The 22,241-nt window shown below is 58.7% G+C and carries 26 protein-coding genes; 12 read left to right on the forward strand and 14 right to left on the reverse strand.

Features of this window, described 5'->3' with window-relative positions; all coding sequences use genetic code 11:
• Positions 1-205 precede the first annotated feature (205 nt).
• Positions 206-1,144: a D-alanyl-D-alanine endopeptidase gene (pbpG, locus tag U6037_RS18760; protein ID WP_322844093.1), complete on the forward strand. Its 939-nt coding sequence runs from the start codon at positions 206-208 to the stop codon at positions 1,142-1,144.
• 53 nt (positions 1,145-1,197) lie between these two features.
• Here the strand turns inward: pbpG and U6037_RS18765 are convergent, their stop codons facing one another.
• The 3 genes from U6037_RS18765 to U6037_RS18775 form a co-directional block, all read right to left on the reverse strand.
• Complete coding sequence (locus U6037_RS18765; RefSeq protein ID WP_322844094.1) at positions 1,198-1,404, reverse strand: hypothetical protein; 207 nt, start codon at positions 1,402-1,404, stop codon at positions 1,198-1,200.
• 12 nt (positions 1,405-1,416) lie between these two features.
• Positions 1,417-1,623: a DUF6021 family protein gene (locus tag U6037_RS18770; RefSeq protein WP_322844095.1), complete on the reverse strand. Its 207-nt coding sequence runs from the start codon at positions 1,621-1,623 to the stop codon at positions 1,417-1,419.
• An 89-nt stretch (positions 1,624-1,712) separates the two neighbouring features.
• Positions 1,713-2,384 carry a peptidase C39 family protein gene (locus U6037_RS18775; RefSeq protein WP_322844096.1) on the reverse strand — a complete coding sequence of 224 codons (672 nt, stop codon included), beginning with the start codon at positions 2,382-2,384 and terminating at the stop codon, positions 1,713-1,715.
• A gap of 234 nt (positions 2,385-2,618) precedes the next feature.
• Here U6037_RS18775 and U6037_RS18780 point away from each other — a divergent pair, with 234 nt between their 5' ends.
• Positions 2,619-2,789, forward strand: coding sequence for a hypothetical protein (locus tag U6037_RS18780; RefSeq protein WP_322844097.1), 171 nt, complete (start codon positions 2,619-2,621; stop codon positions 2,787-2,789).
• Positions 2,790-3,045: 256 nt separating this feature from the next.
• On the opposite strand, the gene U6037_RS18785 is transcribed toward U6037_RS18780, so the two are convergent.
• On the reverse strand, positions 3,046-3,795 hold the full coding sequence (locus U6037_RS18785) for a TerC family protein (protein WP_034154674.1): 750 nt from the start codon (positions 3,793-3,795) through the stop codon (positions 3,046-3,048).
• A 29-nt stretch (positions 3,796-3,824) separates the two neighbouring features.
• Complete coding sequence (locus tag U6037_RS18790) at positions 3,825-4,067, reverse strand: hypothetical protein (protein WP_322844098.1); 243 nt, start codon at positions 4,065-4,067, stop codon at positions 3,825-3,827.
• Between the two features lie 133 nt (positions 4,068-4,200).
• Here U6037_RS18790 and nhaR point away from each other — a divergent pair, with 133 nt between their 5' ends.
• On the forward strand, positions 4,201-5,100 hold the full coding sequence (gene nhaR, locus U6037_RS18795; protein WP_322844099.1) for a transcriptional activator NhaR: 900 nt from the start codon (positions 4,201-4,203) through the stop codon (positions 5,098-5,100).
• On the opposite strand, the gene U6037_RS18800 is transcribed toward nhaR, so the two are convergent.
• Entirely contained in the window at positions 5,095-6,258 is a 1,164-nt protein-coding gene (locus U6037_RS18800) for an MFS transporter (RefSeq protein WP_322844100.1), read from the reverse strand. The two genes, nhaR and U6037_RS18800, sit on opposite strands and share 6 nt — an antisense overlap.
• Before the next feature lie 337 nt (positions 6,259-6,595).
• On the opposite strand from U6037_RS18800, the gene sstT reads away from it, so the two are divergent.
• Positions 6,596-7,828, forward strand: a complete 1,233-nt coding sequence (gene sstT / locus U6037_RS18805) for a serine/threonine transporter SstT (RefSeq protein ID WP_322844101.1) — start codon at positions 6,596-6,598, stop codon at positions 7,826-7,828.
• Positions 7,829-8,081: 253 nt separating this feature from the next.
• Here the strand turns inward: sstT and U6037_RS18810 are convergent, their stop codons facing one another.
• Positions 8,082-8,591, reverse strand: coding sequence for a DUF1993 domain-containing protein (locus U6037_RS18810; protein WP_194935590.1), 510 nt, complete (start codon positions 8,589-8,591; stop codon positions 8,082-8,084).
• Between the two features lie 125 nt (positions 8,592-8,716).
• Between U6037_RS18810 and U6037_RS18815 the strand changes: the two genes are divergently transcribed.
• Positions 8,717-9,364 (forward strand): YceH family protein, encoded by a 648-nt coding sequence (locus U6037_RS18815; RefSeq protein ID WP_110719311.1) that lies wholly within the window; start codon positions 8,717-8,719, stop codon positions 9,362-9,364.
• Positions 9,365-9,480: 116 nt separating this feature from the next.
• Here U6037_RS18815 and U6037_RS18820 read toward each other — a convergent pair whose 3' ends face one another.
• Both U6037_RS18820 and U6037_RS18825 read right to left on the reverse strand, forming a co-directional pair.
• A complete protein-coding gene (locus U6037_RS18820; protein ID WP_322844102.1) occupies positions 9,481-9,999 on the reverse strand; it encodes a cupin domain-containing protein in 519 nt (172 codons plus the stop codon).
• 212 nt (positions 10,000-10,211) lie between these two features.
• Complete coding sequence (locus tag U6037_RS18825) at positions 10,212-11,030, reverse strand: shikimate 5-dehydrogenase (protein ID WP_322844103.1); 819 nt, start codon at positions 11,028-11,030, stop codon at positions 10,212-10,214.
• A gap of 256 nt (positions 11,031-11,286) precedes the next feature.
• Here U6037_RS18825 and U6037_RS18830 point away from each other — a divergent pair, with 256 nt between their 5' ends.
• The 3 genes from U6037_RS18830 (at position 11,287) to U6037_RS18840 (ending at position 12,356) form a co-directional block, all read left to right on the forward strand.
• Positions 11,287-11,646 (forward strand): hypothetical protein, encoded by a 360-nt coding sequence (locus tag U6037_RS18830; RefSeq protein ID WP_007917357.1) that lies wholly within the window; start codon positions 11,287-11,289, stop codon positions 11,644-11,646.
• A gap of 230 nt (positions 11,647-11,876) precedes the next feature.
• Complete coding sequence (locus U6037_RS18835; protein WP_016984641.1) at positions 11,877-12,071, forward strand: hypothetical protein; 195 nt, start codon at positions 11,877-11,879, stop codon at positions 12,069-12,071.
• A gap of 102 nt (positions 12,072-12,173) precedes the next feature.
• Positions 12,174-12,356 carry a hypothetical protein gene (locus tag U6037_RS18840; protein ID WP_322844104.1) on the forward strand — a complete coding sequence of 61 codons (183 nt, stop codon included), beginning with the start codon at positions 12,174-12,176 and terminating at the stop codon, positions 12,354-12,356.
• Here the strand turns inward: U6037_RS18840 and U6037_RS18845 are convergent.
• Together U6037_RS18845 and U6037_RS18850 are read right to left on the reverse strand one after the other, a co-directional pair.
• The gene (locus U6037_RS18845) at positions 12,353-13,414 is read right to left on the reverse strand and encodes an AI-2E family transporter (RefSeq protein WP_322844105.1); all 1,062 of its coding nucleotides are present in this window, start codon (positions 13,412-13,414) and stop codon (positions 12,353-12,355) included. The two genes, U6037_RS18840 and U6037_RS18845, sit on opposite strands and share 4 nt — an antisense overlap.
• 111 nt (positions 13,415-13,525) lie before the next feature.
• Entirely contained in the window at positions 13,526-14,212 is a 687-nt protein-coding gene (locus tag U6037_RS18850; RefSeq protein WP_322844106.1) for a cysteine hydrolase family protein, read from the reverse strand.
• Between the two features lie 191 nt (positions 14,213-14,403).
• On the opposite strand from U6037_RS18850, the gene yegQ reads away from it, so the two are divergent.
• Positions 14,404-15,735 (forward strand): tRNA 5-hydroxyuridine modification protein YegQ, encoded by a 1,332-nt coding sequence (gene yegQ / locus U6037_RS18855; RefSeq protein ID WP_322844107.1) that lies wholly within the window; start codon positions 14,404-14,406, stop codon positions 15,733-15,735.
• A gap of 269 nt (positions 15,736-16,004) precedes the next feature.
• Here the strand turns inward: yegQ and U6037_RS18860 are convergent, their stop codons facing one another.
• On the reverse strand, positions 16,005-16,871 hold the full coding sequence (locus tag U6037_RS18860) for a LysR family transcriptional regulator (protein ID WP_322844108.1): 867 nt from the start codon (positions 16,869-16,871) through the stop codon (positions 16,005-16,007).
• A gap of 101 nt (positions 16,872-16,972) precedes the next feature.
• Between U6037_RS18860 and U6037_RS18865 the strand changes: the two genes are divergently transcribed.
• Positions 16,973-17,869, forward strand: a complete 897-nt coding sequence (locus U6037_RS18865; protein ID WP_322844109.1) for a DMT family transporter — start codon at positions 16,973-16,975, stop codon at positions 17,867-17,869.
• A gap of 153 nt (positions 17,870-18,022) precedes the next feature.
• On the opposite strand, the gene U6037_RS18870 is transcribed toward U6037_RS18865, so the two are convergent.
• Positions 18,023-18,256, reverse strand: a complete 234-nt coding sequence (locus U6037_RS18870) for a hypothetical protein (RefSeq protein WP_322844110.1) — start codon at positions 18,254-18,256, stop codon at positions 18,023-18,025.
• Between the two features lie 92 nt (positions 18,257-18,348).
• Positions 18,349-19,062: a FadR/GntR family transcriptional regulator gene (locus tag U6037_RS18875; RefSeq protein WP_016984647.1), complete on the reverse strand. Its 714-nt coding sequence runs from the start codon at positions 19,060-19,062 to the stop codon at positions 18,349-18,351.
• Between the two features lie 344 nt (positions 19,063-19,406).
• Between U6037_RS18875 and U6037_RS18880 the strand changes: the two genes are divergently transcribed.
• Together U6037_RS18880 and gudD are read left to right on the forward strand one after the other, a co-directional pair.
• Entirely contained in the window at positions 19,407-20,753 is a 1,347-nt protein-coding gene (locus U6037_RS18880; RefSeq protein WP_322844111.1) for an MFS transporter, read from the forward strand.
• A 24-nt stretch (positions 20,754-20,777) separates the two neighbouring features.
• The gene (gudD, locus tag U6037_RS18885; protein ID WP_322844112.1) at positions 20,778-22,121 is read left to right on the forward strand and encodes a glucarate dehydratase; all 1,344 of its coding nucleotides are present in this window, start codon (positions 20,778-20,780) and stop codon (positions 22,119-22,121) included.
• Positions 22,122-22,241 lie beyond the last annotated feature (120 nt).

Genomic DNA, 22,241 nt, shown 5'->3' on the forward strand with positions numbered 1-22,241 from the left:
CCCGCCTTGTGCGGGTTTTTTCATGCCTGAGAAAAAACTGTAACCGTTCGCCGGAAACCCCTCTTTTTACAGGCCTTTTCACGAGATTTTCAGGTCACTCAAACAACCATCGACAGATCTTCAGCCATACTCCTAGAATGCGACGCTTTGAAGAAATAACCCGTTACAAACTAACGGAATATCCAACTTTTATGAGTTCGCCCGCGTGAAAATTCGTCTTTCGATTCTGAGCCTGTTTTTTGCAGTTTCAGGCACTTTCATCACGCCAACGATCAACGCTGCGGAAACCACCGCTGCCCCACGCGACGCTTCGACCCTGAAGATCGCCTCCGGCAGCGCCCTGCTCATGGATATGCAGACCAACAAAGTCATCTACTCCAGCAACCCTGACGTGATCGTGCCGATCGCCTCTGTCAGCAAGTTGATGACCGGTTTGGTAGTGGTTGAAGCCCGGCAAAACATGGACGAATGGATCAATGTCGATATCAGCAGCACACCGGAAATGCGCGGTGTGTTCTCCCGAGTCAAACTCAAGAGTGAGTTGCCGCGTCGCGAGATGCTGCTGATCGCCTTGATGTCTTCGGAGAACCGCGCAGCCGCCAGTCTGGCGCACCACTATCCGGGTGGCTACGCAGCCTTCATCGCAGCCATGAACGCCAAGGCTAAAGCGCTGGGCATGACCAGCACGCACTTCGTCGAGCCGACGGGCCTGTCGGAACGTAACGTTTCCACCGCCCGCGACCTGAGCAAGCTGCTGGTGGCCGCGCATAAGTACCCGCTCCTCAGTGAACTGACCACCACCAAGGAAAAAACCGTGTCGTTCCGCAAACCCAATTACACCCTGGGTTTCCGCAATACCGATCACTTGGTCAATAAAGCCGACTGGGACATCAAGATCACCAAAACCGGCTTCACCAACCCCGCCGGACATTGCCTGGTTCTGGTGACCAGAATGGGCAACCGCCCGGTCGCTTTGGTGATTCTCGACGCGTTCGGCAAGTACACCCACTTTGCCGATGCCAGCCGCATCCGTAGCTGGGTGGAAACCGGTCGAAGCGCCAACGTTCCAGCGGTGGCTCAACAATACAAGGCCGAGAAGAACCTCAAGTCGCGCCAGAGCGGCGTGGTTGAAGCCTCGAAGTAATACGCCACCCAAGAAAAAGCCCCGAATCTTCGGGGCTTTTTTTCATCTGTAAATCAGTCATTGGGCAGCGGCATCTTGTCGTCATCGGGGATGCCATCACCTGCACTCGGATCACGCGAAGGCTCGGGGGTCAGCACATTAGGCCGAGCCATCGGGTCGCGCATCGGGCTGTCCGGGTCCAGCACCGGATCAATCTCTGGCTCCGGCGTCGTGGGTACGCTGTCAGGTTTCTGATCATCGAAGCTTGAATCGGTACTCATACGCACCTCGCATCAAGGTTTCAGATTGGCTAACGGGTCATAAGGTTTGGCCGGTTTCTTGGCATTCTCGCCGGGCTCGACGTCGAGAGGCGCTTTGGCGGGGCCGACAGGATCGACTTGCGGATCATCAAGATCGGGCGAGTCCGGATCGAACCCCAAATCATCTCCCGAGGAATGCTCGGAGGAATGCGGGCCTTTAGCTGCTGGGGAATCTTTCATATCGCCTCCTGATTCACCCGCAAAACACGGGATGTATAAGTAGGAGGCTTGCCGGGCGCAGTCGTGCGCGGCAGATGACGAACGGAAACTCAGTGTGCCGCCAACGCCTTGCGCGCCTGCGCTGCTTCGTTTTCCTGACCGGCCTGCGCCAGCTCATCGGCCGCTTTGAGCCAGCGCTGACGGTCGACAGCGGCCGGGATCTGCGACGGCTTTTGAATCAGAATCGCCCAGCCACCGGACTTTTCCAGCGCCGATTCAAAGGCGCTGAAACTCATCAGTTCGCGGCGATTCATGCCGGCACGCAGCAGTACCTTCTGTTTATTGCGGTCGTAGCCGGACAGGATCGCGTAACGCGGCTCGGCCCAGAACGCCGACCCCTCGCTGAAGCGCACCATCACCGGATAACCCGCCGCCACTTGCGTCAAAAGCGCAGGCAGATTGCTGTCCAGTGGATAAACCACCATGCCGTATTCGCGTGCAAGGTTCTGGATATTCTGCTGCAACTTGTCTTCGGCACCCGGCAAGTGCAGTGGTTTTTCCAGTAAACCCGGGGTGATCACGATGCCCTGCTGCGACAAGAGGCTGGCCAGCACTTGTGGCCCGCTCTGATTGGCTTCGCCGCGATAGAACGTACCGCTGAGTTCGACCCGTTCCGGCAGGCGCTTGACCTCAGGCGCGACACTGCCTGCACACCCGGCCAACAGGGCCGCGCAACCGGCCACCAGCAGCGCCACACGAATTCGAGAAAATACCTGCACCATCATCACTCTCTGTTCAGACGCCGGTCATCGTGTTCCGGCAACGCCTGCGATCATAGGGCCGCGCCAGGCTGCGGTATAGCCTTAAGCGGCAGACACATCGATTGCATAGAGCAAACTGATTGGTCACCACCGACCTTTGGTCAATAGTCTGAAACACCCCATTGTCTAGACTGTCACTGAAACAGAGCGAATTGAAAAAGTGTGCGCCCGATGCAGGGCGAAGAGGAGGCACTGATGAGCCTGACTATGACTATCGTAATGTTGATTGCCGGCTGGCTGGCCGTGGCAGCCGCCATGCTGTGGGGCGTGCTGCGGGTTTCGCGGCGCCATCATCACCATCCGGTTCAGCCTGCTGCGGTTGAGAAAGCCGAGAAGCACCGGGTACGCCACGCGACTGCGCATTGAGTTTAAACATCAAAAGCGAAAAGTCCCTCACCCTAGCCCTCTCCCAGAGGGAGAGGGGACTGACCGAGTTGTTTTTTCGAGCTACGCCGACCTGCAATACCGAGCCGAACTCAGGTTTGAGAACCGCACCGAGCGGCCCCCTCTCCCTCGGGAGAGGGCTGGGGTGAGGGGCTGGTTTTACCAGAGCATAGAGAACCTGAAATGAAAAAAAGGCCGCCTGAACTCAGTTCAAGCGGCCTTTTTGGCTTACTGGCGGTTACGCCTGCTCAGCCAACTTCTTCTGCTTCGCCCGACGCGACATCATGTTCAGCACTTCAATCGAAGCCGAGAACGCCATCGCCGCATACACATAACCTTTCGGTACGTGGGCGCCGAATCCTTCGGCGATCAGGGTCATACCGATCATGATCAGGAAGCCCAAGGCCAGCATCACCACGGTCGGGTTGTCGTTGATGAACTTGGCCAGCGGTTCAGCGGCAAACAGCATCACCAGCACCGACACCACCACCGCGATGATCATGATCGGCAAGTGCTCAGTCATGCCGACTGCAGTAATGATGCTGTCGATCGAGAACACCATGTCGAGCATCAGGATCTGGCCGATGGCGGCGGCAAAACCCAGAGTAACCGTCGAAGTCGCCGACTTCGGGTCTTCCGGTGCCGGGTCCATGCTGTGATGGATCTCGGTCGTGGCCTTCCACACCAGGAACAGACCACCGGCGATCAGGATCATGTCCTTCCACGAGAATGCCTGACCCAGAATCTCGATCACCGGTGCAGTCAACTGCACGATGAAGGCGATGGTGCTCAACAGCGCCAGACGCAGGATCAACGCCATGCCGATACCGATGCGGCGTGCTTTCTGCTGGTACTGCTTGGGCAATTTGTTGGTCAGGATCGAGATAAAGATCAGGTTATCGATGCCGAGCACGATTTCCATCACCACCAATGTGGCCAAAGCAACCCAGGCGGTGGGGCTGGCGGCGAGCTGTAACAGATATTCCATGGGTCAGTCCTGACTCTGTGTAAGACGAATTAGATGGTCTCGGAGGAAGATTCGGATTTTTCCGCGTCTTTTTCCGGTGTTTCTTTTTTCTCGATCAAGCCGCCGGTGGCATCACTCAGCGCTTGTTCGGCGGCTTTGTGGGTGTCGTCGATCGCTTGCTTGGCGCTTTCGGCAGCCTTGCCCATCAATTGCTGGGCACTTTTCTCGGCTTGATCGCAACCGGCCAGAAGCAGTAAAGACGTAAACATCAATGCTGGGAGGGTGTATTTCATGGGGCTTCCTTCGAATGAACAGACAGGGTCACAGACCGGCCGTCGATGGCTGGGCATTCTAGGGAGATGAACACTTCAGGAAAATTCGTATTTTTAGCGGCTATACTTCGGTTTTCACGAAGTGTAGATCGCCATGCTCAACTACCGACAACTGCATTACTTCTGGGTTGTAGCCAAGACCGGCAGCATCGTGCGCGCCTGCGAGCAACTGAACCTGACCCCGCAAACCATCAGCGGGCAGATTTCCCTGTTCGAACAGACCTATGGCATTGAATTATTCAGACGGGTTGGCCGGCAGCTGGAGCTGACCGAAGCCGGACGCCAGGCCCTGCCCTACGCCGAGCAGATGTTCCAGCTCGGCGGCGAACTGGAACTGATGCTGCGCGCACAACCCAACGAACAGCAGATCCTGTTCCGTGTAGGGGTGGCAGACGTGGTGCCGAAGTCCATTGTCTATCGCCTGATCGCACCGACCATGGAGCTGAACGAACCGCTGCGCATCACCTGTCGCGAAGACAAACTCGAACGCTTGCTCGCCGATCTGGCCATCCAGCGCCTGGACCTGGTGATCTCCGACAGCCCGATGCCCTCGCATCTGGACATCAAGGGCTACAGCCAGAAACTCGGTGAATGCGGGATCAGTTTCTTTGCCACCGCTGAACTGGCGGCCAGATACGGTCAGGATTTCCCGCGCAGCCTGCACGGCGCGCCACTGCTGATTCCCGGCGCGGAAACCGTAGTGCGCAGCCGCTTGCAGCGCTGGTTTGCCGAGCAGCAGATCCAGCCGCAAATCGTCGGCGAGTTTGATGACAGTGCCTTGATGCAGGCGTTCGGCCAATCCGGCAGCGGGATTTTTATCGGCCCGAGCGTGATTGCCGATGAAGTGAAGCGCCAGTACGGCGTCGAACTGATAGGCCAGACCGACGCAGTGACCGAGTCGTTCTATGCCATTTCGGTGGAACGCAAGGTCAAGCACCCCGGTATCGTTGCGATTACCGAAGGTGCCCGACGCGAGCTGTTTACGGCGTTATGAGGCCTCAGCGCACATTTCGCGCGGCTTGAGTGTCATCAGCACCATGGCGAGGAACACTGAGAGCAAGATGAAACCGGCGGCGGCAAAGCCAAGGAAGCCCAGACCCGCGCTGTCGATGACCCGGCCTCCGACGATAGCGCCCAGACCGATGCCCAGATTGGCCCCGGCGATGTTCAGCGAAGCGGCAAAGGCCGGCGCTTGCGGCGCGGCTTTCATCAGACGCACATGGCTGACCAGAAACAACGCGGCCTGGGTGATGCCCCAGATTCCCATCGCCACCGCCAGTCCCAGCGGCGAGTGAATGTTCGGCACCAGCGAGACCATGCCGGAAATCATGAACGCACAGAACAACACCGACGCCCCTAGCGGATGCCGGTCCACCGCACGACCGCCCAGCGAGTTGCCAATCAGCCCGACCGCGCCGAAGGCCATCAGGCACCAGCCGACAACGGTGCCGTTGAACCCGGCAAGGCGCTCAAGAATGTCGGCGAGATAGGTATAAGCGGTAAACATGCCGCTAAACACCAGAATCGACAGGACGATATGGCCGATCATCAACGGGCTGCGCAGGATCTTGAACTGCGAGCGGAAGCTGACCTGATGCTGATGCAAACTGGTTTTCGGCAGGTAAACAAACAGCAGCAAGGCTTTGGCAAAAGCGATGACCGCGAGAATGCCAAAGGCACTGCGCCAGCCGAACGCGTCAGAAATCAGTGTGCCGACCGGGATGCCGAACACCGTGGCGCAGACGATGCCGAAGCCGATCTTGGCGATCGCCCGACCGGCGAAATCCGGGCCGACGATGTCCACGGCGGTCTCACTGGCCAAGGCCCAGAACACTGGCAAGCCGAGCGCCGGGATCAACCGGGCAATCGCCATCACCCAGATGTTCGGCGCCAGCGCCGCCACGGTATTGGCCAGACCAAACATGATCAGGATGCTGATAAACAGCTTGCGCCGCTCGAAGCGGGCGAAATAGGCGGTCAGGAAAGGCCCGAACATCGCCACCGTGAAGGCGAACAAAGTCACCAGCAATCCGGCCTGCGGGATGGTGACTTCAAGATCTCGGGCAATCGCCGGCAGCAGGCCGACGATGACGAATTCCGTGGTCAGCACCGTGAACCCGGCGGCAGACAACAGAAGAATGGGCAACAGCATGCGCAACTCCAGCAAAACGACGACACCAGCGTTGACCCGGAGGCCCGCTGGCAGAGTTTGAAAATAAGGATGCGCAATCTTAACAGAGTGTGTCCGCACTGACTTGCACAAACCTGTCTATCTTGTCGATGGATCGGGTGGCAGATCGTCACAGGCCTGAAGGATAAGGCCTACGCTGTGATAAAGTCCGCGCCCTGAAAAACGTACAGCCTGTTCAACGACCGGTTTATTGGCGTTGATGTCGCGTCAACACTTTCGGTTCGTGGCACTGATCTGCCCCCGTTTTACCAGTGCTTCCACGCAACCTTGCACCCTATAAAAAATCAGAGATGCCGTTATGACCGCTTCATCCCCTTCTCTATTGCAACGTTTGAAAAATCTCAGCCTGGTCACGCAGATCGTGATCGGTTTGATCGCTGGTATCGCCTTGGCGATGTTTGCCCCGGAAGCCGCGAAATCCACAGCATTCATCGGCAAGGTGTTCGTTTCGGCGTTGAAAGCCGTGGCACCGATTCTGGTGTTCGTCCTCGTGATGGCGTCGATTGCCAACCACAAGCACGGTCAGGAAACTCATATCCGCCCGATTCTGTTCCTTTATCTACTGGGCACCTTCGCCGCAGCAGTGGTGGCCGTGGTTGCGAGCATGGCGTTCCCGTCGCATCTGGTGCTGTCCACCGAAAACGTTGCGGTGACCGCGCCGGGCGGCATCGGCGAAGTATTGCAAAGCCTGCTGTTGAGCGTGGTGGACAACCCGGTCAGCGCGCTGATGAACGCCAACTTCATCGGCGTTCTGGCCTGGGCGATCGGCATGGGCATCGCGATTCGCCATGCCGGCGACACCACCCGCGAAGTGCTGGGCGATCTGTCCAACGGCGTGACGGTGATCGTGCGCGTAGTGATTCGCTTCGCCCCGCTGGGTATTTTCGGTCTGGTCGCTTCGACTCTCGCCACCTCCGGCTTCGGTGCGCTGATCGGTTATGCGCACCTGCTGGCCGTGCTGCTCGGCTGCATGCTGTTCGTGGCGCTGGTGATGAACCCGCTGATCGTCTTCTGGAAGCTGCGTCGCAACCCGTACCCGCTGACCCTCAAGTGCCTGCGTGAAAGCGGTATCACCGCGTTTTTCACCCGCAGCTCGGCGGCGAACATTCCGGTCAACCTGGAACTGAGCAAGCGCCTGGGCCTGCATGAAGACACCTATTCGGTGTCGATTCCGCTGGGCGCGACCATCAACATGGCTGGCGCGGCGATCACCATTACTGTGTTGACCCTGGCTGCCGTGCACACCTTGGGCATTGCCGTGGACATTCCGACGGCGATCCTGCTCAGCGTTGTCGCTGCGATTTGCGCGTGTGGCGCTTCGGGTGTGGCGGGCGGCTCGCTGTTGTTGATTCCACTGGCGTGCAGCCTGTTCGGGATTCCGAGCGAGATTGCCATGCAGGTGGTGGCGGTCGGTTTCATTATTGGCGTGTTGCAGGATTCGGCGGAGACTGCGCTGAACTCGTCGACTGACGTGCTGTTCACCGCTGCGGCGTGTCTGGGTGAAGAAGCAAAAGCCCAACGTACGGCTTAATATTCGCTGTAATGAAAAAGCCCGCCACGGTGTGAACCTTGGCGGGCTTTTTTGTGGCTGAGATCTTTTCCCCCTCACCCCAACCCTCTCCCCCAAGGGGGCGAGGGGGAAGGGAGCCGATCGTTGTTGCCCTCAAGACTGAGTTCGACTTGATATTTCACGTCGGCATATCTCGGGCAAACAACGCGATCAGTCCCCTCTCCCTCCGGGAGAGGGCTAGGCGGGCGGCGTTCCGATGAGGGGCTTTTGATGGTTAGAACGCGCCCATGTAATCACGCTTGCCCACTTCAACGCCGTTATGACGCAGCAGCGCATAGGTAGTGGTGACGTGGAAGAAGAACTGCGGCAGACCGTAGGTCAGCAGGTAAGCCTGACCGCTGAAGCGTTTTTCCTTTGGGGTGCCCGGACGAGTAACGATTTCGATGCCTTCCTTGCCATCGATCTGCTCCGGCTTGATCTCGCCGATGTAGGCCAGAACCTTGGCGATCAGGGCTTGCAGCTCGGCGAAGGTGGTTTCGGTATCGTCGTACTTCGGCACTTCGATTTCAGCCAGACGCGAAGAAACGCCCTTGGCGAAGTCAACGGCGATCTGCACCTGGCGGGTCAGCGGGAACATGTCCGGGTACAGACGGGCCTGCAGGAACGCGTTCGGGTCGATGTTTTTCTCGGTGGCGTGGGCTTCAGCCTTTTTCAGTACATCGCTCAGCGCGTTGAGCATTTGTTGAAAAACCGGGACGGATGCGGCGTACAGGGAAATGGTCATGGCAGTCTCGTGTGGTGGCTGGGTGGAACAAGGAGGCGATTATAGCCATGCTTGATGACCACACGGCTTGCCTTTTGTTTGGCAAGGATTAGGCTAGGCGCCTTCGACTGCAAAGGGAACGCGCGATGACCACTGAACCAGAATCCACCTTCGACGAGCCACGGCTCAATGCCACGGAAATCCGCATTCTCGGCTCGTTGATCGAGAAACAGGCAACCAGTCCGGAAACCTATCCGCTGACCCTTAATGCGCTGGTCACGGCGTGCAATCAGAAAACCAGCCGTGAACCGGTGATGAACCTGACTCAGGGCCAGGTCGGGCAGAGTTTGCGTGCGCTGGAGGGTCGCGGTTTCGCCAAACTGGTGATGGGCAGTCGCGCCGACCGCTGGGAGCACAAGGTCGACAAGGCACTGGAACTGGTGCCGGCGCAGGTGATTCTCAGTGGTTTGATGTTTCTGCGTGGCCCGCAGACCGTCAATGAGCTGCTGACCCGCAGTGGGCGCATGCATGAATTTGAAGACACCGAGCAGGTGGTGCATCAGCTTGAACGCTTGATTGCGCGGGGGCTGGCGGTGTTGATTCCGCGCCAGGCCGGGCAACGTGAAGATCGTTACACCCATGCCCTGGGTGATCCGGCGGATATCGAGGCGATCATGGCGGCACGGCAGAATCCCTCGGATCGGGGCGCAAGCAGTGGCGTGTCAGTCGAGCGCATCGAAGAGCTGGAGGCGCGGATCGCCGCACTGGAAGAACGCCTGGCCCGCCTGGAATAACCGCACAAAACCAATGTAGGCCTTCGCCTGCTCGCGATAGCGGTGTGTCAGTCAAACATGATGTGACTGACACACCGCTATCGCGAGCAGGCGAAGGCCTACAAGGGATCTATGTTTTACTCGCCATCCCAGTAATCAACGCCATCCGCCTGCCGTGCCACCGCGACGAAGCCTGAGGCATTGCCCTCAGCATCCACCTGAAAATTATCAATCACCGCATATTTGTTCGAATCGGGGTATTCGCAAATGTCCGGCTGCTGTTGAGTACTCACCGCCAGATAACGCAGTTCGGCCTGACTGGTGTTGATGATCTGATGCGCCTTCTCCGGACCACCCGGGGGGCAGGCAATCACATCACCTTCGCGAATTGGAAAACGCTCGGCGCCAAGACGCACCTCGCCCTCCCCGGCCACCACGTAAAACATTTCTTCGTTGACCCGATGACTGTGAAACGGACTGCCGCGCATGCCCGGCGGTAGCGCGTACAAGCGATAACCGAGTTTTTGCGAACCCAATTGCTGGCCAACACGGGCCATGCGCTGCTGATAGCGCCCGGCGGTTTCGCCTTCCGGGGCCAGGGCTTCGGGCAGGGGTTCGAGTTCGACCTGATGCAGGTTGAGAATGGGTGGGTGCATGGGGAGCCTCGGTCACGGTTTTTGTGGTGGGCAAGTCTGTGCTTGCTGGGGAGGCAGTATAGGCAGCAGGATAAACCGCGGTGAATTCATCGCTGGCAAGCCAGCTCCCACAAGGTAGGGGAGCTGCTCACAGATTTGTGTTCCAACTCGATACCTGTGGGAGCTGGCTTGCCAGCGATGAGGCCGGTTAACTCACAGCACAATCATGAGAATCAGCTCCGGGCAAACGCCACCGCCGCCGCAAATTGCTCTTCATTCGGCCGAACGCCGGTGTACAGCACAAACTGCTCCAGTGCCTGAATCGCGATAACTTCCAGACCGGTAATCACCTTTTTACCTTCGCCCCGAGCACGCACGATCAACGGCGTTTCCGACGGAATCGCCACCACATCAAAAACCGTATCAGCTGCTGCGATAACTTCAGGCGCGAACGCCAACTGCCCCGCCTCCGGCCCGCCGTCCATACCCACCGGCGTCACGTTGATCAGCATCTGCGGACGCTCCTCGCCCAGTTCCGCCTGCCAGCGATAACCCAGCGAATCCGCCAATGCACGCCCGGCGCGCTCGTTGCGGGCGACGATCAAACCGTTTTTGTAACCGCCATCACGCAAGGCACTGGCCACCGCTTTGGCCATACCGCCGCTGCCACGCAGGGCAAAAGTCGAATCCTTGGGCACCGCGTGGGTTTTCAGCAACTGCTCGATGGCAATGTAATCGGTGTTGTAAGCCTTGAGATGGCCGTCGGTATTGACGATGGTGTTGATCGACTGGATCGCCGCCGCCGACGCATCCAGTTCATCGACCAGCGCAATGCACGCTTCTTTGAACGGCATCGACACGCCGCAACCACGGATTCCCAAGGCGCGAATACCACCGACTGCGCCGGTCAGGTCTTGGCTGCTGAACGCTTTGTAATAGAAGTTCAGACCCAACTGCTCATACAAATGGTTATGAAACCGCAGACCGAAATTGCCTGGGCGCCCCGACAGGGACATGCACAGTTGGGTGTCTTTGTTCGGGTTCATCTGCATGAAACTTCTCCTTCAAACGCACTTTCGGATAGACGGGATTAGCCAGTCCATCGGGTTCTGAACGATCATTGAGGCCTGTTCTAAACGTGTTCTATGGCCCTTGTCCGGCCCGGTAAAGAAGCCGGTACAGACCTTACACAAAATTTACCCAGCGGCTGTGCTGATTTTCAGAATTTCGCTGTCTTAGAAGTATCCCCGCGACAACTGTGGGCCTGGTGCAGGCCCTGCCGCCGGGTCGAAGAACCGAGGACTTATCATGATTCGTAAACTCCCCATTCTGGCCTTATTGATTGGCGCACTCGCTGTCACTGGTCAGGCAGAAGCCGGTGGTGGCCACGGCTGGCAAGGCCCTGCGGTGTTTGGCGCGATCGTCGGCTCGGCCATCATCGGCTCGGCACTGATCAACCAGGATCGGCCGGTGTATGTGCAGCAACAGCCGGTTTATGTGCAGCCGCAACCGGTATACGTGCAGCAGCCACCTCCGCCGGTCTATTACCAGCCAGCACCGGTGTATGTGCAGCAACCGGTGTACATTCAACAGGCCCCCGTCTACTACGGCCCGCCTCGCGGTTATTACGGCCGGCCACATGGCTACTACGGCGGTCCACGCTGGTAATCACAACAAAGAGCCCCGCTTTTATAGCGGGGCTTTTTTATGACCGTTGGTCGGCCAGCGTCTGAAAAAATCTCGCCAAGGTCGCTGTGAGGACAGTTTCCCCGGCTAAAGTCGGCATGATTGAGTGACCGTTATGTACATTTCCACAAAACGGTCACTTTTTTGTCATGACGGAGCTGCAATCTGAATCCGTCCGTAAACAACAGGTTGATAACAACAAGGACGACTGTATGCCAACACAAAACCCGCACCGCATCGTCGGCTTGTGCACCTCCAGCAAGGTGTACAGCGCGCTGACCGAACTCAAGCACCTGGAAGGCCATCGCTGCGCGAAATTTCTCTCGCTGCTCGCGGAGAACCTGGTGCACAAAGGTTTGCTCAACGAGCGCGAAGTCATGCACATGCTCGATCAGGTGGTCGACTGAGCCAGCCCTCAACGGCGTCAATGACCACTATCGAAAGCGTTGATTGTCCGTAGAACCGGCGAATCTCTAAGGTAGCTCCATTGATAGATGGAGGTACTCGTCATGGCTCAGGTTCAAATCATGTCCGTTATCGGCAGCGCCGTTCCCGCTTCGCTCAGGGCTTCGGGCTTGCTCGCCTGCTGGTATCTGATGCGCGACGGCGAGGCCATCAGCGGCCCGCTCACCTCACTGCCCGCCGCGCAAGCGTTGTCGCAGAAGCTCCTCAGCCAGCAGTTCCACGCTTAAGGCAACTGCACTTTGGGCTTGGTTTCGGCGAACAGTGCCCAGCTCGACATGAACAGCGCCGCGATCAATGGCCCGATCACAAAACCGTTGAGACCAAACACCGCCAGACCGCCAAGGGTCGAGATCAGAATCATGTAGTCCGGCATTTTGGTGTCCTTGCCGACCAGAATCGGGCGCAACACGTTATCCACCAGCCCGATCACAAAGATCCCGAACAAGCCCAGCACCACGCCCTGCCAGATCATCCCGCTAAGCAGGAAATACACCGCCACTGGCGCCCAGACAATCCCCGCACCCACCGCCGGCAGCAGCGACAGAAACGCCATCAACACCGCCCAGAGCAACGCGCTGGGGATATCGAGAAACCAGAAAATCGCCCCGCCCAATGCACCTTGTGTCACGGCTACCACCAGATTGCCCTTGACCGTTGCGCGCACCACCCGGTTGAACTTCAACTGCAAGCGGCGCTTGTGATTCTCCTCCAGCGGTACTGCGGTGCGCACCTTGCGCGCCAGCTCGGCGCCGTCGCGCAGAAAGAAAAACAGCAAATACAGCATGATGAAAAAGCTCACCACGAACTCGAACGTGCCCTGGCCGAAACTGAAGGCCTGACTGGCCAGCACCTGGCTGCCCTGCATCGCCGATTTGACGATTTTCTCGCGCAGGCCATTGAGTTCGCCCATGCCGAACCGGTCGAGCAAGTGCTGAAAGTACGGCGGCAGGCTGTGCTTGAATTGCGCCAGATACGCGGCGATGTCCAGCTCGCCACTTTCGATATTCTTGTAAACCGTGGCCCCTTCCTGCACCAGCAACACACTGAGAATGATCACCGGCAGAATCGCGATCACCAGGCAGATCGACAAGGTACACAGCGACGTCAGGTTGCGCTGCCAGCCGAATTTCGCCTGCAGCCGGCGTTGCATCGGCGCAAACACAATGCCGAGAATCACCGCCCAGAACACTGCGCCGTAGAACGGCAGGAGAATCCAGATAAACGCCACCGTGACCAGCAACAGCAGCACGGTGAGGGATTTGAATTGAAGGCTTTTTTCGTTCATGTCCGGTCCATGTCAGTCAGGCGTCATGCACGCCCCGATGCTTAGTCAACCGGGGCCTGCACGAGTGCCATCTTTATTCATGGAGCATAGTTGCGGATCAGCGCGAGCCGGTCAGCGAACCGGTAACTTGACGATTTCATCTGTGGTCAGCACATCGCCGAAGGTGTCCTCGACTTCCGCCAGTGCGGCGTTGTGCAAGGCGTCCTTGTCGATAGACGCACCGTTGGCACGAGTGATCGCACGGGTGGCCGAAGCATCCGAAGCGACGACGACGTTGTAGCCCAACGGAGCCGCATCACGCGCAGCCCCGGCGACGCAGGCGTGGGTCATCAGGCCGGCAACAACCACCGTCTCGATGCCGGACTGCCTCAGCCGCTGGTTCAGGTCGGTGCTGGCAAACACGCTGACCGTGGTCTTTTGCAACACCACATCCTTGGCGCGTGGTTGCATGTGCGGATGAAACTTCACCGTTTCACCATCAATGGCGAACACCGGCGAACCGGCCGGGGCCACGTGCTGAACGTGGTACACCGGGATTTTGTGGCGGTCGGCGAAGGTGATCAGCTCACGGGTGTTGGCCAGTGCGGCGGGGCCGTCCGGGATGGGCATCTTGCCGGTGAAGTATTCGTTCTGAAAATCGATCACCAGCAAGGCGGATTTGCCGGCCGGCAACTGGCTGAGCGGCGTGGCACCAGACATGGCGCGGAGGGTCGGGTGGTTGTCCGCCAGCGCAGCGGTGCTGGCCAACACCCCGGAAAATGCACAAGCGCTGAGAAAACGACGAGTAACACGCTGCATGGAGTTTGCCTCTGTTCAGTTGAGTGATGAACAGAGCTTAAGCAAGCAACTGCAGATCGAACACAGTGAAACCGGCACATTATCTGTACTGTTTCTGCACAGATGAAGCGCTCGACCCAAACATAGACCCAGATCAACAAACCTCGCCCGGATCCGCATTACCCTGCCGCGCTTTTGCGACCGACACGCCCATGACCCCGACCCTCGCCGCTCCCGAACTGCTTGCCCCCGCCGGCACCCTGAAAAACATGCGCTACGCCTTTGCCTACGGTGCCGATGCGGTCTACGCCGGCCAACCGCGTTACAGCCTGCGGGTGCGCAACAACGAGTTCGATCACGCCAACCTGGCGCTGGGGATTCGTGAGGCCCAGGCGCAGGGCAAGCGCTTCTACGTGGTGGTCAACATCGCGCCGCACAACGCCAAGCTGAAGACCTTCCTCAAGGATCTGGCGCCGGTGATCGAGATGGCGCCGGATGCACTGATCATGTCCGACCCGGGGCTGATCATGCTGGTGCGTCGGCATTTCCCGCAGATGCCGATTCACCTGTCGGTGCAGGCCAACACGGTGAACTGGGCGAGTGTCGAGTTCTGGCAGCAACAGGGGCTGAGCCGGATCATCCTGTCGCGGGAATTGTCGCTGGAGGAAATCGGCGAAATCCGTGAACAGGTGCCCGGCATGGAGCTGGAAGTGTTCGTCCACGGCGCGCTGTGCATGGCCTACTCCGGGCGCTGCCTGCTGTCGGGTTACATGAACAAGCGCGATGCCAATCAGGGCAGCTGCACCAACGCCTGTCGCTGGAAATACTCGGCGCAAGAGGCCACGGAAAACCAGCTCGGCGAAATCGTCCAGACCTGTCAGCCCGAGCCGACCCTGGGCCTCGGCGCGCCCACCGATCAGGTGTTCCTGTTACAGGAAGCCAACCGTCCCGACGAATTGATGCCCGCCTTCGAGGACGAGCACGGCACCTACATCATGAACGCCAAGGACCTGCGCGCGGTGCAGCATGTCGAGCGTCTGACGCGTATGGGCGTACATTCACTAAAGATCGAAGGCCGGACCAAATCGCACTTCTATTGCGCGCGTACCACGCATGTTTATCGCCGAGCGATTGATGATGCGGTGGCTGGCCGTGAATTTGATCGCAGCCTGATGACGGATCTTGAGTCACTGGCCCAGCGCGGCTACACCGAAGGTTTTCTGCGCCGGCATGTGCATGACGAGTACCAGAATTATCAGCACGGCAGTTCGGTGTCGGACCGTCAGCAGTTCGTGGGTGAGCTGACTGGTGAGCGGCGTGAGGGGCTGGCCGAGGTCAAGGTGAAGAACCGTTTTGGTCTGGGTGATCATCTGGAATTGATGACGCCCGAGGGCAATTTTCATTTTGATCTGCGTGAGTTGCGGAGCGTCAAGGGTGAGGCTCTCGAGGTAGCGCCGGGGGATGGGCACACGGTGTATCTACCGATTCCGGATACGGTGGATTTGCGGTTTGGGTTGTTGATGCGGGATATCGGTAGTGTCTGAAAAGCCCCTCACCCTAGCCCTCTCCCAGAGGGAGAGGGAACCGATTGGGGGATATTGGAGAAGATCACCGACCTGAAAATTCGTCGGTGAATCCACAATCGACTCTTCTGATCAAGAAGATTGGACTTGGCCCAATCCATAATCGACTCGATTGTTCAGCTTGTCTAAATCCATAATCGACTCGGTCGATCAGGTCGGCGTGTAGCGCATGACAACTCGGTCGGCCCCCTCTCCCTTTGGGAGAGGGCTGGGGTGAGGGTCGGCGTTTCCTACACACTAAACTCCTCCCGCAACATCGCCACAAACGCCTCCCGCGCCGGATGCACCCCGGCGTTTTCATGCCAGTAAAACAAGTTGTCGACGGCCGTCAGTTCCGGGAATTCATACCCCACACACCCGGCCCCTTTCGCGTACTGCTCAAACACGCCCTTGGGCACCAGCGCCACCCCCGCCCCGGCACTCACACACCCGACAATCGCGCCATAACTGGCCAGACTGACAATCGGCAGCGCCTGGCCCTGACGCAACAGCCAATGCTCCAGTGCCGCCCGATACGGGCAGCCCTGCGGCCACATGAACACGGTTTTGTCCTGCAGATCATCAATGTCGCGCACCGGCCCAAACGAGGTCGAGGCGATCAGCAGCAATTCTTCGCGATACATCGGCGTGCGCCTGAGCTGCGAACGTTCGACATCCACCGCGACAATCGCCCCGTCGAGGCGATGGCTGACGGTGTCGTCGAGCAATTGCCCCCATGTGCCCGTGGTGAGTTCCAGCGCCACCTGCGGATAACGCTTGTGAAACTTCGCCAGCAAGCGCGGCAAGCGCCCGGTCGCCGAGGATTCGATCGCGCCGATGCGCAACGGCCCGGACGGCTCGGCCGAAGGATCGACCGCGCGTTTGGCCTCGACGGTCAGCGCGAGAATCTTTTCCGCATAAACCAGAAACGTCTGCCCCGCCGGGCTGATGCGCAACCCGCGGCCCTCACGCAGAAACAGTGCAACGCCTAACTCGGCCTCAAGCGCCTTGATCCGCGCGGTGATGTTCGACGGCACGCAGAACAGCTTTTCCGCCGCCCGGGCGATGCTGCCGACCTCGGCCACAGTCTTGAACATACGGATTTGTGCCAGCTCCATACCCATCACTCTGAGTGAACATTCAACGCAGTATAAGTCAGTTGTGGCGAATGATCGGGCGCCCGGATACTCGGCGCATCAACACCACCGAGCGCCCAATCATGCCGCACCCTTCCCCGTTGAAAATCCTCTTGGCGATGACATTTGTCGTCGGTTGCTGGGCCTATTCGCCGACCGGCATTCACATCGGCCTGCAAGCCTATGACCCCGGACATCTGGCGTTGCTGCGGTTTCTGTTGGCCTCGCTGTTCATGGCGCTGATCGCCGCGTTCAACGGCATTCGTCTGCCACATCTGCGCGATGTGCCGCTGTTGTTCGCTTTGGGATTCTTCGCCGTGAGCCTGCATCACGTCGCACTGAACATCGGCCAGCAAAGTGTCAGTGCCGGCGCTTCCAGCGTACTGGCGCAATCGAGCCCGCTGTTCAGCACGCTGCTGGCGCGGTTTGTGTTCAAGGATCAGGTCAGCGCCTGGCGTTGGGGTTGTGTGTTGCTCGGTTTTGTTGGCGTGGTGATCGTGGTCAGCGGCGACAAGGGGTTGGGGGCTATCGACCCCCATGGCTTGCTGATCTTGCTGGCAGCGATGTCGTGGAGCATTTATTTCGCGCTGCAAAAACATCATGCGCGGCGATACGACGGCTTCAGCCTGGCCTGCTATGCGGTGTGGTCGGGGACGTTGATGCTGCTGGTTTATCTGCCGGGACTGGGGGATGCCGTGATGAAGGCGCCGTTGCGGGTGCAATGGGCAGTGTTGGCGCTGGGGGTATTTCCCAGTGCCCTGGCCTATCTGGCGTGGGGATTTGTGCTCAAGCATGTGGATCTGAGCCGGGCGACGATGACGTTGTATCTGATCCCGCCGACGGCGATGGGGATTGCGTCGGTCGGGTTGGGTGAGCGGCCGACGTTACTGGTGCTGGTGGGGTCGGTGGTGGTGTTGATCAGTGTGCTGGCGTTGAATCTGGAGCGGCGGGTTGGGGTGATTCGGGCTGCCGGGGTCTGATCTCGGATATGTGTTGAAGCCAATTCCGCAATCGCGAGCAGGCTCACTCCTACAATGGGCAGTGGGTGTACATAGAGTCTGTGCATGCCACAAAACCTTGTAGGAGTGAGCCTGCTCGCGATGAGGCCGGCAAACTCAACATAAAACCCAGGTTTAGCGCCGATCATCCGACAACGGCGTCGGCTCATCTGCCGGCGGCACATCCTCATCATCAGCTGGCGGATCCTGCCAATCCTCCGGCCGATCAGCATCGCTCAACGGATCACGCCCCGGGGGCATTCCCATCGGGGAATCATGATCGGCCAGTGTCGGCTCATCGGTACCGGGCAGCGGCCGGGTTGGATCGGTGGGCAGCACACCACCCTGAAACAGCAAATCGTTAGCCATGACGCACCTCACTCAGGAGGTCCGGAATACCCGGGCCGTACAACTTGGAATCAGCCCTGTGTACCGCGTGCTATCGAACAGACCAACGGCGTTCAACCCTGCGCGGAAAAGCGGTCGCGGCTGTTGGTCAGGTGCAACCACATCGCTGCCCGCGCGGCATCGGCATCCTGACGCTTGATCGCATTCAGAATCGCCTCATGTTCCAGATGCGCCAGTTGCCCGAGCTTGCTCAGATCCGCCGCGCCACGCTCGGCGGCGTTGAGCCGGTTACGCGGAATCATTGCACTGCCCAGGTGCTGCATGATTTCACTGAAGCAGACATTGCCGGTCGCCTCGGCGATCAGCAGATGAAAACGCCGATCGGCCTCGACGCAACTGTCGTTGTTGTCCAGTAACCGCTGATAGTCATCCAGCGCCTGACGCATTTGCAGCAATTGCTGCTCGCTGCGCCGTTGCGCTGCGAGTGCCGCTGCCTGGGTTTCCAGGCCCAGGCGCAGTTCAAGAATGCTGCGCACGCCCAGCGCGGTGTCGACATTCAGGCGCAAGCCCTGCTCCGGCGCGCGCTCGATGACGAACGTACCGATGCCGTGACGCGTTTCCACCAACCCGGAGGCCTGCAATTTGGAGATCGCTTCGCGCACTACGGTGCGGCTGACCCCGTGTTCCTGAACGATGGAATTCTCCGAGGGCAGCTTGTCGCCGGGTGTCAGCTGGCCGAGCAGGATGCTCTGGGTGAGTTTGTCCACCAGATCATGGGCGAGGTTGTGCGCACGTTTGCGAGCGGGAGCGTCGAGGTCTTCTTGCATGGTCGGTTCCGGTGATCGGGGCTTGTCGATCGTAGCATTGCGAGACTGGCTGACGGGATTGATTTTAGCGCCACACTTGTATGACAACACTCAAACAAGAGCAAAACAGTCTTTGAGCTTTCTAGCGACAAAACCGGTAGATCCGTAGAAAAAGATCGCGATGAATCCGTAAAAAGCCTAATAATTACTGGCCAATAACAGGAAAGGCATAAAAAACCGACCTTTCAGAAAAAATTAATCACTCGTTCCCACTTGTAGGACAAAAAATTCAAGTTGTATGATGTCTAGCAACATCGCAGCACCTGCCCTACCCCGCATAAAAATAATCAGTGGGAGAAAAACAAGTGAAAACCTCCGTCTCCGGGATGAACGAGGGTGTCGATTCGACACTCGCCTCAGCCATCTCGAAAGTGAAACGCCACGTCCTGCCGCTTTTCGTGATCATGTTCATCGTCAATTACATTGACCGGGTGAACATCGGTTTCGTCCGCACCCACATGGAACACGACCTCGGTATTGGTGCCGCCGCTTACGGCTTCGGCGCCGGGCTGTTCTTCATCGGTTACGCGCTGTTCGAAGTGCCCTCCAACATGCTTCTGCAGAAAGTCGGCGCACGCATCTGGCTGACCCGCATCATGCTCACTTGGGGCCTGGTCGCCGCCGGCATGGCGTTCATCCAGAACGAAACCCACTTCTATGTGTTGCGCTTTTTGCTCGGCGTAGCCGAGGCCGGATTCTTTCCCGGGGTGATCTACTACTTCACCCGTTGGCTGCCCGGCGCCGAACGCGGCAAGGCGATTGCGATCTTCCTCAGTGGCTCGGCCGTGGCCTCGTTGATATCGGGCCCGTTGTCCGGTCTGCTCCTGCAAATCAACGGGTTGGGCATGCACGGCTGGCAGTGGATGTACTTCATTGAAGGGATGTTCTCGGTGTGCCTGTGCGTGTTTGTCTGGTTCTGGCTCGACGCCAAACCCCACGACGCGAAATGGCTGACCCGCGCCGAACAGGACGCACTGGTCAATGCTATCGACGCAGAACAAAAGGCCCGCGAAGCCGCGACACCGATCCGGCCATCGATGGGCAAGCTGCTCAAGGACCGCCAGATCATCCTGTTCTGCCTGATCTACTTCTTCATTCAACTGACCATCTACGCCGCGACCTTCTGGCTGCCGAGCATCATCAAGAAAATGGGCGAGATGAGTGACTTCCAGGTCGGCCTGTTCAACTCGATTCCATGGTTGCTGTCGATCATCGGCATGTACGCGTTCGCCTCGTTCTCGGCCAAGTGGAAACACCAGCAGGCGTGGGTCGCCACCGCCCTGTTGATCGCCGCTGCGGGGATGTTCATGTCCACCACCGGCGGGCCGATCTTCGCCTTCGTTGCGATCTGCTTTGCCGCGCTGGGCTTCAAATCCGCTTCGTCGCTGTTCTGGCCGATCCCACAGGCCTATCTGGATGCACGCATCGCGGCGGCGGTGATCGCGTTGATCAACTCGGTGGGCAACCTCGGCGGCTTCGTCGCGCCGACCACGTTCGGCCTGCTCGAAGAACACACCGGCTCGATTCAGGGCGGCCTCTATGGTTTGGCCGCGACCTCGATCATTGCCGCGATCATCGTCTTCTTCGCGCGCACCACACCGAAACCTGCTGCCGACATCGCCGTGGTCGAGACCGCGCCGAAACACGCCTGAATTCTTTATTTAAAGGATAAAAACATGACCGCACACGACACCGCCAAAGCCCCGATCATCACCGACATGCAAGTCATCCCGGTGGCTGGCCACGACGGCATGCTGCTCAATCTGAGCGGCGCCCACGGGCCGTTTTTCACTCGTAACATCGTCATTCTCAAGGACAACGCCGGCCACACCGGCGTCGGTGAAGTGCCCGGTGGCGAGCGTATTCGCCAGACGCTGGAAGACGCGCGCAGCCTGGTAATCGGCAGCCCGATCGGCACCTATCAAAAGATTCTCAACCAAGTGCGCCAGACCTTTGCCGACCGCGATGCCGGTGGCCGTGGCCTGCAGACATTCGATCTGCGCATCACCATTCACGCGGTCACCGGCCTCGAAGCGGCGCTGCTCGATTTGCTCGGTCAGCATCTCGATGTGCCGGTAGCGGCATTGCTCGGAGAAGGTCAGCAACGCGACGAAGTGAAGATGCTCGGTTATCTGTTTTACGTCGGAGATCAGCGCGAAACCGACCTCGCCTACCGCAGCGAACCGGACGCCAACAACGACTGGTTCCGCGTGCGTCACGAGAAAGCCATGACTGCCGAAGCTGTGGTGCGTTTCGCCGAAGCGGCCCATGCAAAATACGGTTTCAAGGACTTCAAACTCAAGGGCGGCGTGCTCAGTGGTGATGCGGAAATCGAAGCGGTGACGGCGCTGGCCGAACGTTTTCCTGATGCGCGCATTACTCTCGATCCGAATGGCGCCTGGTCACTGAAAGAAGCCATTCGTTTGTGCCGCGACCAGCATCAGGTGCTCGCCTACGCCGAAGACCCGTGCGGTGCGGAAAACGGTTATTCCGGCCGCGAAGTGATGGCTGAGTTTCGCCGTGCCACTGGGCTGAAAACCGCCACCAACATGATCGCCACTGACTGGCGTGAAATGGGTCATGCGATCCAGTTGCAGTCGGTGGACATTCCCCTGGCCGACCCGCATTTCTGGACCATGCAGGGTTCGGTGCGCGTGGCGCAGATGTGCCATGAATGGGGCCTGACCTGGGGTTCGCATTCCAACAACCACTTCGATATTTCGCTGGCGATGTTTACCCACGTGGCAGCTGCGGCGCCGGGCGAGATCACTGCCATCGACACCCACTGGATCTGGCAGGACGGCCAGCGGTTGACCAAGGCACCGTTGCAAATTGTCGATGGTCTGGTGCAAGTGCCGAAGAAGCCAGGGCTGGGCGTGGAGCTGGATATGGATCAGGTGGCCAAGGCTCATGAGCTATATAAAGGCATGGGTCTCGGCGCGCGGGATGACAGCGTGGCGATGCAGTTTCTGATTCCGGGGTGGAAGTTCGATAACAAGCGGCCGTGCCTGGTGCGCTGAACCTGATCTCCAATCCACCACGGTCCCTGTAGGAGTGAGCCTGCTCGCGATAGCGGTGTGTCAGTCAAAATTGATATCAACTGACACACCGCTATCGCGAGCAGGCTCACTCCTACAAGG

This window comes from Pseudomonas sp. B33.4, from assembly GCF_034555375.1.
Classification (GTDB): Bacteria; Pseudomonadota; Gammaproteobacteria; order Pseudomonadales; family Pseudomonadaceae; genus Aquipseudomonas.

Coding starts and splice junctions, on each gene's coding strand:
- gudD (WP_322844112.1), top strand. CDS start 20,778: ATGACCGCACACGACACCGCCAAAGCCCCGATCATCACCGACATGCAA.
- U6037_RS18845 (WP_322844105.1), bottom strand. CDS start 13,414: ATGAACGAAAAAAGCCTTCAATTCAAATCCCTCACCGTGCTGCTGTTG.
- U6037_RS18770 (WP_322844095.1), bottom strand. CDS start 1,623: ATGAAAGATTCCCCAGCAGCTAAAGGCCCGCATTCCTCCGAGCATTCC.
- U6037_RS18875 (WP_016984647.1), bottom strand. CDS start 19,062: ATGCAAGAAGACCTCGACGCTCCCGCTCGCAAACGTGCGCACAACCTC.
- U6037_RS18865 (WP_322844109.1), top strand. CDS start 16,973: ATGCCGCACCCTTCCCCGTTGAAAATCCTCTTGGCGATGACATTTGTC.
- nhaR (WP_322844099.1), top strand. CDS start 4,201: ATGCTCAACTACCGACAACTGCATTACTTCTGGGTTGTAGCCAAGACC.
- U6037_RS18840 (WP_322844104.1), top strand. CDS start 12,174: ATGGCTCAGGTTCAAATCATGTCCGTTATCGGCAGCGCCGTTCCCGCT.
- U6037_RS18775 (WP_322844096.1), bottom strand. CDS start 2,384: ATGGTGCAGGTATTTTCTCGAATTCGTGTGGCGCTGCTGGTGGCCGGT.
- U6037_RS18765 (WP_322844094.1), bottom strand. CDS start 1,404: ATGAGTACCGATTCAAGCTTCGATGATCAGAAACCTGACAGCGTACCC.
- U6037_RS18860 (WP_322844108.1), bottom strand. CDS start 16,871: ATGGAGCTGGCACAAATCCGTATGTTCAAGACTGTGGCCGAGGTCGGC.
- U6037_RS18785 (WP_034154674.1), bottom strand. CDS start 3,795: ATGGAATATCTGTTACAGCTCGCCGCCAGCCCCACCGCCTGGGTTGCT.
- U6037_RS18870 (WP_322844110.1), bottom strand. CDS start 18,256: ATGGCTAACGATTTGCTGTTTCAGGGTGGTGTGCTGCCCACCGATCCA.
- U6037_RS18830 (WP_007917357.1), top strand. CDS start 11,287: ATGATTCGTAAACTCCCCATTCTGGCCTTATTGATTGGCGCACTCGCT.
- U6037_RS18800 (WP_322844100.1), bottom strand. CDS start 6,258: ATGCTGTTGCCCATTCTTCTGTTGTCTGCCGCCGGGTTCACGGTGCTG.
- sstT (WP_322844101.1), top strand. CDS start 6,596: ATGACCGCTTCATCCCCTTCTCTATTGCAACGTTTGAAAAATCTCAGC.
- U6037_RS18850 (WP_322844106.1), bottom strand. CDS start 14,212: ATGCAGCGTGTTACTCGTCGTTTTCTCAGCGCTTGTGCATTTTCCGGG.
- U6037_RS18790 (WP_322844098.1), bottom strand. CDS start 4,067: ATGAAATACACCCTCCCAGCATTGATGTTTACGTCTTTACTGCTTCTG.
- yegQ (WP_322844107.1), top strand. CDS start 14,404: ATGACCCCGACCCTCGCCGCTCCCGAACTGCTTGCCCCCGCCGGCACC.
- U6037_RS18835 (WP_016984641.1), top strand. CDS start 11,877: ATGCCAACACAAAACCCGCACCGCATCGTCGGCTTGTGCACCTCCAGC.
- U6037_RS18815 (WP_110719311.1), top strand. CDS start 8,717: ATGACCACTGAACCAGAATCCACCTTCGACGAGCCACGGCTCAATGCC.
- U6037_RS18825 (WP_322844103.1), bottom strand. CDS start 11,030: ATGCAGATGAACCCGAACAAAGACACCCAACTGTGCATGTCCCTGTCG.
- U6037_RS18820 (WP_322844102.1), bottom strand. CDS start 9,999: ATGCACCCACCCATTCTCAACCTGCATCAGGTCGAACTCGAACCCCTG.
- U6037_RS18780 (WP_322844097.1), top strand. CDS start 2,619: ATGAGCCTGACTATGACTATCGTAATGTTGATTGCCGGCTGGCTGGCC.
- U6037_RS18810 (WP_194935590.1), bottom strand. CDS start 8,591: ATGACCATTTCCCTGTACGCCGCATCCGTCCCGGTTTTTCAACAAATG.